The following is a 14,318-nucleotide window of genomic DNA, read 5'->3' as shown; positions in this document are numbered from 1 at the left end:
ACGGGAACGTGCATTCCTATCTTCCATATTTTTCAGCATGGTATGGAGGAGGAAGCTATTTGGTTACAATTATAATATATTCATATATTTTAGACGATAGAGGGGAGACGGGCAAATGAGTGAACTTGTCGTCAGTACGAAGACTTTTGAACTGGAGTCCGAGTATACACCCCAGGGCGATCAGCCTCATGCCATAGAAGAGTTAGTAGACGGCATCCGGCAGGGCAAGAAGCACCAGACGCTGCTGGGAGCGACGGGTACAGGCAAGACCTTTACCATCGCACAAGTAATTTCCAAGTTGAACCGGCCGACGCTGGTCATCGCGCACAACAAGACGCTGGCTGCGCAGCTGGCGAGTGAGTTCAAAGAATTTTTTCCGAGCAATTCCGTTGATTACTTCGTCAGTTACTACGACTACTACCAGCCAGAGGCGTACATTCCTTCCTCCGATACCTACATTGAGAAAGACTCCAGCATAAATGAAGAAATCGACAAGCTCCGCCACTCAGCGACCAGCTCGTTGTTCGAACGCCGTGACGTCATTATAGTGGCGAGTGTGTCCTGTATTTATGGTCTCGGTTCGCCGAAGGAATACGGAAGCCTGCTGCTCTCGCTGCGGGTAGGGATGGAGAAGCCGCGCAATCAGATTCTGAGCAGGCTTGTAGATATCCAGTATCAGCGTAATGATATCAATTTCGTACGGGGTACGTTCCGTGTGCGCGGGGATGTGGTTGAGATCTTCCCGGCGTCTCAGGGCGAACATGCGATTCGTGTAGAGCTGTTCGGAGACGAGATCGAACGGATTACCGAAATAGACGTTCTGACAGGCGAGCTGATCGGCGAACGCGATCATATTGCGATCTTCCCGGCGTCCCACTTTGTCACTCAGGAAGAGACGATGCGTGTTGCCCTTGTTAATATTGAGCGTGAGCTGGAGGAACGGCTGGCTGTGCTCCGTGAAGCAGGCAAGCTGCTGGAAGCCCAGCGGCTGGAGCAACGGACCCGTTATGATATTGAGATGATGAAGGAAGTCGGTTTTTGCTCTGGGATTGAGAACTATTCCGGTCCGCTTACCTTCCGTGAGCCGGGAGCCACTCCCTATACTTTAATGGACTATTTCCCGGATGATATGCTGATTGTGATTGATGAGTCCCACGCTACGCTTCCGCAGATCCGGGCGATGTACAATGGTGACCGTGCGCGTAAGACGGTACTGGTGGAGCATGGGTTCCGCCTGCCGTCTGCGCTGGATAACCGGCCGCTGCAGTTCGAGGAATTCGAAGACAAGGTGAGCCAGATTATATATGTGTCCGCTACACCGGGACCTTATGAGATGGAACACTGCGATACGATGGTGCAGCAGATTATCCGTCCTACCGGTCTGCTTGATCCGATCATTGAAGTGCGTCCAACCGAGGGACAGATTGATGATCTGATCAGTGAGATCCGTGACCGGGTCGAACGCGATGAGCGTGTACTGGTTACAACCCTTACGAAGAAGATGTCAGAGGACCTTACCGACTACTTCAAGGAGATCGGGATCAAAGTGCGTTATATGCACTCCGACATCAAGACACTGGAACGTATGGCCATCCTGCGCGATCTCCGGCTCGGTACATTCCATGTATTGGTCGGGATTAACCTGCTCAGAGAAGGGCTCGACCTGCCTGAGGTCTCCCTTGTCGCTATCCTGGATGCCGACAAGGAAGGATTCCTCCGCTCCGAGCGTTCGCTGATTCAGACGATTGGCCGGGCCGCCCGTAACTCGGACGGCCGTGTCATCCTGTATGGCGACCGCATTACAGATTCTATGGAGAAGGCGATGAGCGAGACCCAGCGCCGCCGTGAGATTCAGATCGCCCATAATGAGAAGCACGGGATTACCCCCACGACCATCAACAAGAAGGTGCGCGATATCATCGAGGCAACCAAGGTGGCCGAGTCCAAGGCCGATTACCTCACCGGTGTCGGCGGCAAGTTGAACAAGAAAGACAAGCAGAGCCTGATGCAGCGTCTGGAGGCCGAGATGAAGGACGCCGCCAAGAACCTGCAATTCGAGCGCGCCGCCGAGCTGCGCGATGCCTTGCTTGAGCTGCGGGCCGAGTAACCCGGCGCTGAAGTTTACGATCCAGGGAACGGCGCTATTCAGGCCGTTCTTTTTGAAGATAAGGGGGCAATGCCCTTGCATATCCCGGAGGGACAGCGTGCTGTTGAAGCCTTTTGCGCATTCCGCAGGAACAGCCCGCAGTTAAGCTCTTAGCGCGTATCCCGGAGGGACAGCGTGCTGTTAAGCCCTTAGCGCGTATCCCGAAGGGACAGTGTGCTGATAAGCTCTTGGCGCGTATCCCGGAGGGACAGCGTGCCGTTAAGCCCTTAGCGCGTATCCCGAAGGGACAGCGTGCCGTTAAGCTTTAGCGCGTATCCCGGAGGGACAGCGTCTGCGGCAAGCGGCAGCGAGCCGTAGCCTGATCTTGAAGTATAGCGGCCCCGTAGGGGTTAGCGGGCCCATAGCCCCAGTAGTCGTCCATTCCCCCGCCTAATTCCTTCCGCCAACTTTGCGGGTGTCCAGAGGGTGCAACCCTTGGGGCCCTCCCTTGGAAGGGAGGGTTTGGGAGGGATCGAAAATATTTTCCCAAAATGTTTCGCATTTCAATTGTTTCTAGTAAAGGAGAGGTACCGTTGGCACATGAAAGTATAGTAATCAAGGGCGCAAGGGCCCACAATCTCAAGAACATCGACGTAACGATTCCGCGTGACCGCTTCGTCGTGCTGACGGGACTGAGCGGTTCGGGTAAATCCTCCCTGGCCTTCGACACCATCTACGCCGAGGGACAACGCCGGTATGTAGAGTCTTTGTCTGCCTATGCCCGCCAGTTCCTGGGCCAGATGGAGAAGCCGGATGTAGATTCCATCGACGGACTCTCCCCAGCCATATCGATTGACCAGAAGACGACTAGCCGTAACCCGCGTTCCACGGTTGGGACGGTTACCGAAATCTATGACTATCTGCGACTGCTATTTGCCCGGATCGGCCATCCGCATTGTCCAGATCATGGCATAGAGATCACTTCCCAGACCGTTGAACAGATGGTGGACCGGATTATGCAATACCCGGAGAAGACCCGTCTGCAGATTCTGGCTCCGGTCATTTCCGGCCGTAAGGGTGAGCATAAAGGTCTGTTCACAGATATCTCGAAGCAAGGCTTCGTCCGTGTACGTGTGGACGGTGAGCTGCGTGAAGTGACAGAAGATATTGTCCTGGAGAAGAATAAGAAGCATACGATTGAGGTTGTCGTTGACCGGATTGTAATTAAGGATGACATCGAGACCCGTCTTACCGATTCCTTGGAGACTGCGCTCAAGCTGTCAGGCGGTCAGATTCTCGTGGATGTAATGGGTCAGGAGGAGCTGCTGTTCAGCGCCAGCTTCGCCTGTCCGGTCTGCGGATTCAGCATAGAAGAACTGGCGCCGCGCATGTTCTCCTTCAACAGCCCGTTCGGGGCCTGCCCCGAATGTGACGGTCTGGGGATGAATATGGTAGTCGATCCCGATCTGCTGATCCCGGATATGGAGAAATCCATTGAAGAAGGGGCATTCCTGGCCTGGACAGGCAGTACGTCGAACTACTATCCGCAGTTCCTGAAATCGGTATGCGAGCATTTCAAAATTCCGCAGAATGTCCCTGTCAGCAGCCTCTCGCCGGAGCATATGAACAAGCTGCTGCATGGAACGGGCAGCGAGAAGATCCGCTTCCGGTATGAGAACGACTTCGGCCAGCGCAAAGACGCCCTCGTTGCGTTTGAGGGGATTATTCCCAATCTGGAGCGCCGGTACCGCGATACGGCCTCTGAGGGCATCCGTGAGTTCATTGAAGGCTTCATGAGCGCCAAGCCCTGCCATTCGTGTAAGGGCAAGCGGCTCAAGAAGGAGATTCTGGCAGTGACCATCAATGAGCGGAATGTTGCGGATGTGACAGATCTGTCCATTGGGGATTGCTTGGACTTCTTCGCGGATCTTAAGCTTAGTGAGAAAGAAACAGCGATCGCCAATCTGATCCTCAAAGAAATCAGCAGCCGGCTCGGCTTCCTGGTGAATGTGGGGCTGAACTATCTGACCCTTAGCCGGGCAGCGGGTTCTCTATCCGGCGGGGAAGCCCAGCGGATCAGGCTGGCTACTCAGATCGGCTCCAGTCTGATGGGCGTCCTCTACATTCTGGATGAGCCAAGTATCGGCCTGCATCAGCGGGACAATGACCGGCTGATTGCCACGCTGGCCCATATGCGCGATCTGGGTAATACGCTCATTGTCGTTGAGCATGATGAAGATACCATGATGGCGGCTGACTATATTATCGACATTGGACCAGGGGCCGGCAAACACGGCGGCCAGGTTATTGCCCAGGGGACCCCGGAGGAGATTATGAAGGATCCCGGTTCCCTGACCGGTGAATACTTGAGCGGACGCAAGTTCATCCCGGTGACTGCCAAGCGGCGGCCGACCGATAATGAACGCTGGATCGAGATCCGTGGAGCGAAGGAGAATAACCTGAAGAATGTGAATGTAAAGATTCCGCTCGGTGTCTTCACAGCGGTAACCGGGGTATCCGGCTCCGGCAAATCTTCGCTCATTAACGAAATTCTGTACAAGAGTCTTGCCCGCCAGCTGAACAAGGCAGTCAAGGTCCGTCCCGGCTTGCACAAAGAAATCCGCGGCCTGGAGAATCTGGACAAGGTCATCGAAATTGACCAGTCCCCGATTGGACGTACTCCGCGCTCTAATCCGGCTACCTATACTGGCGTATTCGATGATATCCGCGATCTGTTCTCGAAGACGAACGAGGCCAAGGTGCGCGGCTTCCAGAAGGGGCGCTTCAGCTTCAATGTGAAGGGCGGCCGCTGCGAGGCGTGCCGTGGAGACGGGATCATCAAGATTGAGATGCACTTCCTGCCGGATGTCTACGTGCCCTGTGAAGTCTGCAAAGGCAAACGCTATAACCGTGAGACGCTGGAAGTGAAGTATAAAGGCAAGAATATCTCGGATGTGCTGGAGATGACAGTGGAGGATGCAACGGAGTTCTTCAAGAATATTCCGAAGATTCACCGCAAAATGCAGACCTTGCTGGATGTAGGCCTAGGCTACATCAACATCGGCCAGCCGGGAACCACCCTGTCCGGCGGTGAAGCCCAGCGTGTGAAGCTGGCCTCCGAGCTGTACCGCCGCAGCACCGGCAAGACGCTATATATCCTGGATGAGCCGACAACCGGCCTGCATGTGGATGACATCGGCCGTCTGCTTGAGGTACTGCACCGCCTGGTCGATTCCGGCGAATCGGTTCTGGTCATCGAGCATAACCTCGATGTCATCAAAACTGCTGACTACATCATCGATATGGGGCCGGAAGGCGGAAGCGGCGGCGGTACCGTCCTGGCTACCGGAACACCGGAGAAGCTGATCAGTGTGGAAGAATCCTACACGGGCCGCTACCTGAAGCCTGTCCTGATTCGTGATACAGAACGTACGCAGGCTATGGAGCTACAGACCTCTGAGACAGTGTAGCTGAATAACCCAAATAACCCATGTCCCTTCTAACAGGAGAGGCATGGGGTATTTTTAATATTCAACTAATATCCCTCGCACTCACACTACGGTGGTAAGCAAAACACACGCAACACCAAGGCTGCCTCATCAGCAATTTATAGTATCCGCTCCCCGCTACAACTCACTGCGGATGCCGAAGATGATTTTAAACTGTTTGGTAGTTTTAGTTCCCCGTTTGAACCCTTCCCGTGAGTCCGCAATCCAGACGGTTGTTCCGATCCAGACTCGGATGTAGAAGGAACGGAAGATAATCGGCCGGACGATTCCCTGTACTTCGACCTCTGTACCATCCGGCTGTTCAATTTCTGTCCGCATCAGCCATGTATTTCCGAATCCGAATTCGATGTATTTCAAGCAGGGATCACCGTTCTTTCTACTAACCTCTATTTTGATTTCAGGATTGATTGTAACACTATATTATACGAAAATTAAACCAGCAGCGGGCGTACATTACAGGCATATCTACAGCATGTCCGCCGTAAGATTCAATGAGAAGCTTTTGTGTTGAATGGATAGCAGCAGCTGTAGGTTGGAATGACCTGGAATGAGGTGGCTTGGCTCATTGAAAACCGAAAATACAACAGCGGTCAATGATAAATATCGCTAATTCAAGGCGTGATTTAGCCATAAGGGATATTTTTTGTGACAAATACACCGTTTTTAAAATATTTCTATTGCGTGACGGAAATGGTAACGATAACATAGAAGGTGATATGGATTAGAGAAACTTGCTTGACAACACTCTCGGGGAGGGATTGCCATGCTGCTTGCAGAAGCTGCCGCGCAAGAACCGTCTAAATTTCATACCTTCGATGCGTTTATGATTGTATTCACGATCCTGATACTTATCGGTGTGGTCCGGCTGCTTAGAGCTCCGCAGAAGAACAAGTTTGCCATCGGCTTTGGGGTGGTGAGCCTGCTGGTTTTTGTGGTCTCCGATTATGCAATGATTGTGAACTGGTTCAGCTAAAGTAAGGCACACATAACCTCAGATGCAAGCTCATCTTAAAGACACCTTTACCGCCTGCGGCGATCCTAAAGGCGTCTTTTTTTAAAGATAAGAATTCATATGCTTCGCGCACAGGAAAGAAGGGGAGAGCCATGGGAATGGGGAGGAGCGGGATTGCCCGGGGCAGGAATATACTGCTGGGCATGCTGCTGTTGTCGTTGTCGGCATCGGCATTCATAAGTGCATCCGGTGTTGTGCATGGGGCGGTCTACAGGGAACAGGGAGAGTTAGCGTCAGAGAGAGGCGCGGTTGTGAACGTAATGAAGGCCGGACAAGCAGGTCCGGTGCAAAAGGAGAGCAGGGGGCAATGGGGCCAGTCCGCAGCAGCAGACCCGGTTCCGCAGATCATAAGCAGAGTCTCGCCGTCTGTAGTCGGCATTATAGGCAAAGCAGGCGGAGAAACCGGCGGACCGGATGACCGTTACAATCTGACCCACGGCTCCGGGATTATCGTCAGCGCAGACGGATGGATCATTACCAATGCCCATGTGATGACCGGGCTGGAGAAGGCGGTAGTGGTCACCTCAGACGGGACGAGCTATAACATCACAGATACATACTCGGACGAATTCAGTGATCTTGCACTGGTCAAAATCAAAGCCAAAGCCCTGAGGCCCGCAACCTTCGCAGGCAGCGCCGCCAAGCTTCAGGTAGGAGAGAAGGTTATAGCGATCGGAACGCCGATCTCTTTTTCCCTGAGAAATTCAGCTACTGTAGGCGTAATCAGCGGTCTCAACCGTTCAGTGGATGCGGCGTACCGGCTGATCCAGAGCGATACGGCCATCAATCCCGGCAACAGCGGCGGACCGCTGGTTAACATGAAGGGCGAGGTGCTCGGAGTCAACAGCATGAAGTTCGCAGCCGTGGGTGTTGAAAATATGGGCTTCTCGATTCCCGCCGATACGGTGAAGTACATCATGAATCAGCTGCTCCAATACGGAGAGGTCCGGCGTCCGAGCCTTGGCGTGGAGCTTGAAGAGAGCTGGCCTGTAATCGTCGGACTGCCGGGGCAGGAGCCGTTGACGGTGACAAAGGTGCTTACGGCAGAAGCGCGCAAGGCAGGAATTACGGCCGGAGATGCACTGTATGCCATAGACGGTCACCGGGTAACTTCGCTTGTTGACGTTAATGAATTATTCAGGCAATACAAGCCGGGGGCAGTGGTAAAACTGCTCATGCAGAGTGACGGCGATATCGTAGCCAGAAGCCTTGTTCTTGCACAAGGTGACCCTCTGGTGAGTGCCGGTAAGACGGAGGGGGATGCCGATGATCAGACGACAGAATGAGGGGACGGCAGGCACAGCCAAGCCGGGGAGCAAGGCAGCGCATCTACGGCGCGGCGTGTCTGTCATTGTAATCCTGTTGCTGCTGCTCAGCCTATTTCCCTTGGGAAGGGCCGGGGCGGCGGAGGGGGCCATGCTACAGCTTAGTATTCAAGCGGGCAGTACATCTGCGACGGTTAACGGGAAGGCGGTTACGATTCAGAAGCCCTTTTCAGAGAATGGAACGCTGCTGGTCCCGCTGGGTCTATTCAAAAAAGCCTTCGGCAGCACCGTCTCCCTCGAAGGCGATGATGTGGTGAAGGTGATGTACGGGCAGCATACCGGTGCGATGACGATAGGCAGCACAACCGCCTGGAAGGATGGCGTCAAAATCAAGCTCGCCGCGCCGCCGCGTATGGTATCCGGTGTACTGATGGTGCCGCTGAGGTTCGTGGCTGGAGTGCTCGGCGCACGGATTACTCCGGCGGAGGATGGAGGCGTAAGGGTTACATTGACTCCTCCGGCGGCGCTAGCAGGCGCTGAAACGCAGAGCGGGATCGACAGTGACTCCGGCAAAACCCGGATCGGCAACAGTTATCTGAAGTGGAGCATGAACTATCCGCCAGGGCTGGTGGTAGGCGACAGCGGAGGGAACGAGAGCGTAGCGACTTTTACCAGTGCGGAGAACGGTTACTATCTGGAGGTACATGCTTCGCCGCAGGCCGTTCCGCTGGATGCCGATGGGCTGCTCGAGAATCTGGTCCGCTCCTCGGAGGAGGGCGGGGAAACTGTGCTGGACCGGGAGGCTGTGTCTAAGGCCAAGGTTCCTTACGCCCGGACTGTGAGCAAGGATTCGAGCGGCGCGCTCTGGGAGGGCAGGCAATATTATGCTGATGGCAGGCTGTATGAGATCTATCTGACAGATGACAATGCAGCGAATTATAAGGACCTGGGCAAATATGCAGCGCTGCTGAATTCTTTTCAGCCTTCTTTTGACACTTCTGACGGAAAGCTCCGCGATCTCTCCTCCATCCGCAACGGGCTGCGCGCAGGGTACAATGAAGACTATGGGATTGCGCTGAAGGTTCCTGCCGACTGGAGTGCAGATGACCAGCAGCTCTCCTATACGGGCCCACGGGGGAGTTATCTGCGTGTAAAAGTAAGCTCCGCCCCGGCAGGCTCCACGCTGGCCAGCTGGAACGAGGAACTGCTGTCTCAGCTCCGCGACACTTATGTGGCGGAGGCGTATAGCTTGAAGAACAGCGCAGCGGGCAAGGTCTCCGGTGAGCCGGCACTGATTAATGAAATTGGACTTAATCCGGGCAGCGGCTGGAATACGGAATATCAGATTCTGCTGCTGAAGAATGGGTACCGTTATTACTTTGAATATGTTGCGGCCTCCGGGCCTGCACAGAACGCGGATCAGGCGCGCTTTACAGAGGTGCTGAACGCAATCGATATTGATTTTGCCCAGACTAAGAGTAATTTCGGACGCCTGGCGTCAGAGGATTATACCCAGCTCAGCCAGAAGTCGGTCACCAAGACGTCCAAGACCTACGGCTACAAGCTCGATATTCCGCGGCTGTGGAGCCCGGTTCAGGATCTTCTGGAGAGCCAGAGCATAGAGTACCGCTTCACCGGCGGCCGGTTCCAGCTCTATGCCAGCCCCGAGGTCACGCCGGAGTATGCCGTCAGCCAGTTGCAGAGCTATTACCAGAACACCAAGCAAGATCCCAAGGGTCCGCAGGTGAAAAGCGTCACGGAAACCGCCTTCGCCGGTATGCCAGCCACCATACTCACAGTAAAGCAGACCAAGAACAGCATCCCGGTGAGCACGAAGATCATTGTCTTCAGCCGCAATGAGGTGGTCTATACGCTCACTATCACGCTGAACACCGCCAATGCTACGGCGAGCCAGCAAGCCACACTGGAGAAGGTGCTGGGGTCGTTTGGGTGGGCGGAATAAATATAAATACAAAAATAACGTCCCGGGCTGCCGATGAGCCGGGACGTTATTTTTGCAATTTTCCATTAAAATAATTACTTAAGCCTGATAAACAAAATTATGCTTAACATCCTTTAACAGCGGCGCTTGTTCATCCTTGGCAGACAGTACAGGAATTACATCAATCGGCCATTCAATGGCGATGTCAGGGTCATTCCACAGAATTCCACCGTCACATTCAGGCGCGTACAGCTCATCGCACTTGTACTGCACCTCGACATCCTCCGTTAGTGTCATGAAGCCGTGGGCGAACCCCTTAGGGATGAGAAGCTGCTTCTTGTTCTCGGCAGTTAGCTCAACGCCGAACCACTTGCCGTAAGAAGGACTGCCTTGACGAATATCGACAGCCACATCAAAGATCGATCCGCGTGTACAGCGTACTAGCTTGGTCTGTGCCTTCGGGTTAAGCTGGAAGTGAAGTCCGCGCAAAGTTCCTTTTACAGCGGAATAGGATTGATTGTCCTGAACGAACTGGTAAAAGAGATTGTGTTCATGAAACTTGGACTCGCTGTAGGTCTCCATGAACCAGCCGCGATGGTCCCCGAAGACAGCCGGTTCAACGACGAGAACATCTTCAAGATTGGTTTTGATAAACTTCATCGTATCCACTCTTTCTATGGTTTAAAATTGGATTTTACCTGTAGCAACTTTAATTAAATATTGGCCGTATCCGGTCTTGCTCAGCTTATGTCCGCATTCCAGGAGATGTTCCTTGGTGATCCAGCCATTGACATAAGCAATTTCTTCCGGTGCAGAGATTTTGATCCCCTGATGGTCTTCAATCGTTCTGACGAAGTTGGTGGCATCTACCAGACTCTGGTGGGTTCCGGTATCGAGCCAGGTATACCCGCGTCCAAGCAGAGCAACATCCAACTCGCCCAGCTTCAGATAGGCTTCATTAATTGAAGTGATTTCCAGTTCGCCGCGGTGCGACGGCTTGACTTCTTTAGCAATAGAAATCACCCGGTTATCATAAAAATACAGGCCGGTAACCGCATAATTAGATTTTGGATGCTCCGGTTTCTCTTCAATGCTGAGGACCTTGCCGTCTCCGTCAAATTCCACTACACCAAAACGTTCGGGATCGGGCACATGGTAGCCAAATACGGTCGCCCCGCTTGTTTTGTCGGCAGCTTGCTTCAACATCTTGGTCATGCCGTTCCCGTAATATATATTATCTCCGAGAACCATAGCTACGGAGTCTTCCCCAATGAAGTCTTCCCCCAGAATAAAAGCCTGCGCCAGCCCGTCCGGACTTGGCTGGACGATATACTGCAGTGAAATTCCGAACTGGGAGCCGTCGCCAAGTAGATTTTCAAAGCGTGGTGTATCCTCAGCGGTAGAGATGATAAGAATTTCTTTGATGCCTGCCAGCATTAATGTGGACAGAGGATAATAAATCATGGGTTTATCATAGACCGGCAGTAATTGTTTGCTGGTTACCATTGTGAGAGGGTAAAGCCGGGTGCCGCTTCCTCCCGCAAGAATTATGCCTTTCATAACTGTTTCAACTCTCCTTTTGCTGCATATAAATTTTGGGAACCGTGAGATCTTTTGCGTATTTATTCTTTTCTATTCATATTTTACGCTGGTTCTTCTTCATTTGTCTATTAAAGCAGGAGCTCTTGGCTATTTTAAGATAGATCCCTATGGAAAGTAAAATCCAAGTGTTTCTATTTTACTGGCAGACAGCTGTGATATTTGATACAATTAATAAGTTAAAAAGCTGTAAATGACCCGCCGATCAGGCGGTTTGGGAGGATATAAATGAAAGAGCAAGGAATACGCAGAGAAGACGTAGAGCTGCTGGCTCCGGCGGGAGATTGGGACTGCATGCGTGCAGCGGTGGCGAACGGGGCGGATGCTGTCTTTTTTGGCGTAGAGAAATTTAATGCACGGGCCAGAGCGAACAACTTCCGGATGGACGAGCTGCCGGAGATTATGGCGTTTCTGCACAGCTATGGCGTGAAGGGGTTCCTGACCTTTAATATACTGGTGTTCGAGAATGAGCTGCCGGATGCCAAGGGACTGATTGATGCCTGTGTGGACGCTGGTGTAGATGCTGTAATCGTGCAAGACTTGGGGCTGGTGAAGATGATCCGTGAGATCTCTCCGGACTTCCCGATTCACGGTTCTACACAGATGACGATTACCTCGCCGGAAGCGGTGGAATTCACGAAGCCGTGGGGGCTGGAACGCGTCGTACTCGGCCGTGAAAATAATCTGAAGCAGATCCGCACGATTGGCGAGCAAGCCCGCCTGCCGATGGAGGTCTTCGTGCATGGTGCACTTTGTGTATCCTACTCGGGCCAGTGTCTAACCTCTGAAATGTGGGGCGGACGCTCGGCGAACCGCGGGGAATGCGCTCAGGCCTGCCGTCTGCCGTATGATCTGATGATTGACGGTGAAGTGAAGCCGATGGGCGATGTGACTTATCTTCTGTCGCCGAAGGATCTTGCCGCCATTGACCTGATGCCGGAGCTGATTGAAGCCGGAGTGACTTCGTTCAAAATCGAAGGCCGGCTCAAAACCCCGGAGTATGTCGCTAATGTGGTCAGTAAGTACCGTAAGGCGATTGATAAGTATTTTGACGGTAACTGGACGCCTACCTCGAAGGAGGATATGCGTGAGCTGCAACAGAGCTTCTCACGCGGGTTCACCAACGGTTTCCTTGAAGGCACCAATAATAAGAAATTAGTCGACGGCACCTTCCCCAAGAGCCGGGGAGTGTACCTGGGCACCGTGGAGCAGATTCTGCGCGATGGCGTGGTCTGCCGCATTCATGCTCCGCTTAAACGTGGAGACGGCATTGTGTTCGACGCCGGAGATCCGACGAAGAAGGAAGAAGGTGGCCGCGTTTACGACCTGCGCCGCAAAGGCGTCAAGCTGGAAGGTGAAGCCGGGGAAGGCTGGATCATCGACATCGTTCCGGGCCGTAATGACGTAGATCTGCGCCGACTGCATGTAGGAGACCGTATCTGGAAGACGAACGACCCTGCGCTCGACAAGGCGCTGCGCCAGTCCTACGAGACTGAAAAGCCGTACCGGGTATTCCCGGTCCATGTGAGAGTACAAGGCTGCGTGGGCGAGAAGCTGACGACCTGGTGGACAGACGTTCAGAAGAACGTCACTGTCCGTGTGGATTCGGAGCTCGCGCTGGAGACAGCGCAGAAGCGTCCGATGGATACCGCGCTGCTGGAAGAACAATTCGGCCGCCTGGGCGGGACCCTGTTCCAGCTTGAAGCGCTGGAGTCGCATCTGCAAGGCGACGTGATTGTGCCCATGCGCGAGCTGAACAGCATCCGCCGCCAGGCGGTGGAGCTGCTTGCGGGCGAGCGTCCTAAGCCTCCCGTGTATGTGAAACGGGAGGTAGAGGTCTACGGCGGCGCCTCCCGCAGGGGCGCCGCAGCGGGCAGCGGTGAGGCGGAGCTCACCGCGCTGTGCCGCAGCCTGCCGCAGGTGCAGGCTGCGCTCGAAGCAGGCGTAACGAATATCTACGCCGACTTCGAGTTCATCAAGCAGTTCCCGGCGGCAGTAGACGCTGTGCGGGCTGCAGGGGCCAGCATTGCGCTGGCCACACCGCGCATCCATATGCCGAACGAGAACGGCTACCATGCCAACATCCTGCGGCTGCAGCCGGATGCCGTGCTGGTGCGCAACACCGGTGCGCTGTATTATTACCTGCGCCACCGTATGGAGCACCCGGATGCTGTGCATCCCCGGCTGATTGGCGATTTCTCGCTTAATATCGCCAATCACCGGGCTGTGGATCTGTTCCTTGACGCCGGTTGTGACATGGTGACACCGTCGTATGACCTGAACATTCAGCAGATGGTCGACCTGCTGGGGCACAGCGACACCTCCCGCATGGAGGTTGTTATCCACCAGCATCTGCCGATGTTCCATACAGAACACTGCGTCTATTGTACCTTCATGAGTGAAGGCACGGACTACACCAACTGTGGCCGTCCTTGTGAGGAGCAGCGTGCGTCCTTACAGGACCGCATCGGCATGTCCCATCCCGTCCGTGTGGATGAAGGCTGCCGCAACACCGTCTATAACGCCGTCGAGCAGTCGGGCGCTGAATACCTCAATCACTTCCGTGAGCTAGGCGTAGCTTCTTTCCGTGTTGAATTCCTGGAGGAGACACCAGAGCAGGTCGCGGAGGTCATTAGCCTCTACAGCCGTGCACTGCGTGGTGAAATCTCCGGTACGCAGGTATGGAAGAGCCTGAAGGCTACTAACCAGCTTGGGGTTACGCGCGGGCAGTTGGTGAATGCGAAGTAATTGATACCGACTTAATATGGCTAAGGCCCGGGCGAAACCGGGGCCATCCAATCGGATGGCTCTGGAAGTTCTCCCGGGCTTGTTTTTGTGCGCTGCCCAAAAGCAGCAGGAACTGTTATAATTGAGATTATGAGTATTTACGATAAAGGAGCTATGA

General features: G+C 53.9%; 9 protein-coding genes. 6 read left to right on the top strand and 3 right to left on the bottom strand.

The genetic code is table 11. From position 1 onward, the window contains the following. Positions 1–115 precede the first annotated feature (115 nt). Both uvrB and uvrA read left to right on the top strand, forming a co-directional pair. Positions 116–2,107 (top strand): excinuclease ABC subunit UvrB, encoded by a 1,992-nt coding sequence (uvrB, locus tag MHH28_RS19540; RefSeq protein ID WP_405104683.1) that lies wholly within the window; start codon positions 116–118, stop codon positions 2,105–2,107. A 572-nt stretch (positions 2,108–2,679) separates the two neighbouring features. Further along, positions 2,680–5,556 (top strand): excinuclease ABC subunit UvrA, encoded by a 2,877-nt coding sequence (uvrA, locus tag MHH28_RS19535; protein ID WP_405104681.1) that lies wholly within the window; start codon positions 2,680–2,682, stop codon positions 5,554–5,556. A gap of 156 nt (positions 5,557–5,712) precedes the next feature. Here the strand turns inward: uvrA and MHH28_RS19530 are convergent, their stop codons facing one another. Further along, the gene (locus MHH28_RS19530) at positions 5,713–5,952 is read right to left on the bottom strand and encodes a DUF3977 family protein (RefSeq protein WP_405104679.1); all 240 of its coding nucleotides are present in this window, start codon (positions 5,950–5,952) and stop codon (positions 5,713–5,715) included. Positions 5,953–6,358: 406 nt separating this feature from the next. On the opposite strand from MHH28_RS19530, the gene MHH28_RS19525 reads away from it, so the two are divergent. From MHH28_RS19525 to MHH28_RS19515, 3 genes are all read left to right on the top strand, one after another. After that, positions 6,359–6,568 carry a hypothetical protein gene (locus tag MHH28_RS19525; RefSeq protein ID WP_209988697.1) on the top strand — a complete coding sequence of 70 codons (210 nt, stop codon included), beginning with the start codon at positions 6,359–6,361 and terminating at the stop codon, positions 6,566–6,568. Positions 6,569–6,699: 131 nt separating this feature from the next. Further along, positions 6,700–7,893: a S1C family serine protease gene (locus MHH28_RS19520; protein WP_405104677.1), complete on the top strand. Its 1,194-nt coding sequence runs from the start codon at positions 6,700–6,702 to the stop codon at positions 7,891–7,893. Further along, positions 7,874–9,835 (top strand): stalk domain-containing protein, encoded by a 1,962-nt coding sequence (locus MHH28_RS19515; RefSeq protein WP_405104675.1) that lies wholly within the window; start codon positions 7,874–7,876, stop codon positions 9,833–9,835. The genes MHH28_RS19520 and MHH28_RS19515 overlap by 20 nt, the downstream gene beginning before the upstream one ends. Before the next feature lie 78 nt (positions 9,836–9,913). On the opposite strand, the gene rfbC is transcribed toward MHH28_RS19515, so the two are convergent. After that, positions 9,914–10,474, bottom strand: a complete 561-nt coding sequence (gene rfbC / locus MHH28_RS19510; protein ID WP_405104673.1) for a dTDP-4-dehydrorhamnose 3,5-epimerase — start codon at positions 10,472–10,474, stop codon at positions 9,914–9,916. A 21-nt stretch (positions 10,475–10,495) separates the two neighbouring features. Continuing rightward, the gene (rfbA, locus tag MHH28_RS19505; protein ID WP_405104671.1) at positions 10,496–11,374 is read right to left on the bottom strand and encodes a glucose-1-phosphate thymidylyltransferase RfbA; all 879 of its coding nucleotides are present in this window, start codon (positions 11,372–11,374) and stop codon (positions 10,496–10,498) included. A 267-nt stretch (positions 11,375–11,641) separates the two neighbouring features. Between rfbA and MHH28_RS19500 the strand changes: the two genes are divergently transcribed. Beyond that, the gene (locus MHH28_RS19500) at positions 11,642–14,161 is read left to right on the top strand and encodes a DUF3656 domain-containing protein (RefSeq protein WP_405104669.1); all 2,520 of its coding nucleotides are present in this window, start codon (positions 11,642–11,644) and stop codon (positions 14,159–14,161) included. Positions 14,162–14,318 lie beyond the last annotated feature (157 nt).

The sequence above is a fragment of the Paenibacillus sp. FSL K6-1217 genome (genome assembly GCF_045040735.1).
In the GTDB taxonomy this organism is placed as follows: Bacteria; Bacillota; Bacilli; order Paenibacillales; family Paenibacillaceae; genus Paenibacillus_AQ.
Note: the sequence above shows the minus strand (reverse complement) of the source record. Positions and strands in the feature narration are given on the sequence as shown.

Excerpts from the sequence above, each read along its gene's own strand:
- uvrB (WP_405104683.1), top strand. The coding sequence starts at position 116 with ATGAGTGAACTTGTCGTCAGTACGAAGACTTTTGAACTGGAGTCCGAG.
- MHH28_RS19525 (WP_209988697.1), top strand. The coding sequence starts at position 6,359 with ATGCTGCTTGCAGAAGCTGCCGCGCAAGAACCGTCTAAATTTCATACC.
- MHH28_RS19520 (WP_405104677.1), top strand. The coding sequence starts at position 6,700 with ATGGGAATGGGGAGGAGCGGGATTGCCCGGGGCAGGAATATACTGCTG.
- MHH28_RS19515 (WP_405104675.1), top strand. The coding sequence starts at position 7,874 with ATGATCAGACGACAGAATGAGGGGACGGCAGGCACAGCCAAGCCGGGG.
- rfbC (WP_405104673.1), bottom strand. The coding sequence starts at position 10,474 with ATGAAGTTTATCAAAACCAATCTTGAAGATGTTCTCGTCGTTGAACCG.
- rfbA (WP_405104671.1), bottom strand. The coding sequence starts at position 11,374 with ATGAAAGGCATAATTCTTGCGGGAGGAAGCGGCACCCGGCTTTACCCT.
- MHH28_RS19500 (WP_405104669.1), top strand. The coding sequence starts at position 11,642 with ATGAAAGAGCAAGGAATACGCAGAGAAGACGTAGAGCTGCTGGCTCCG.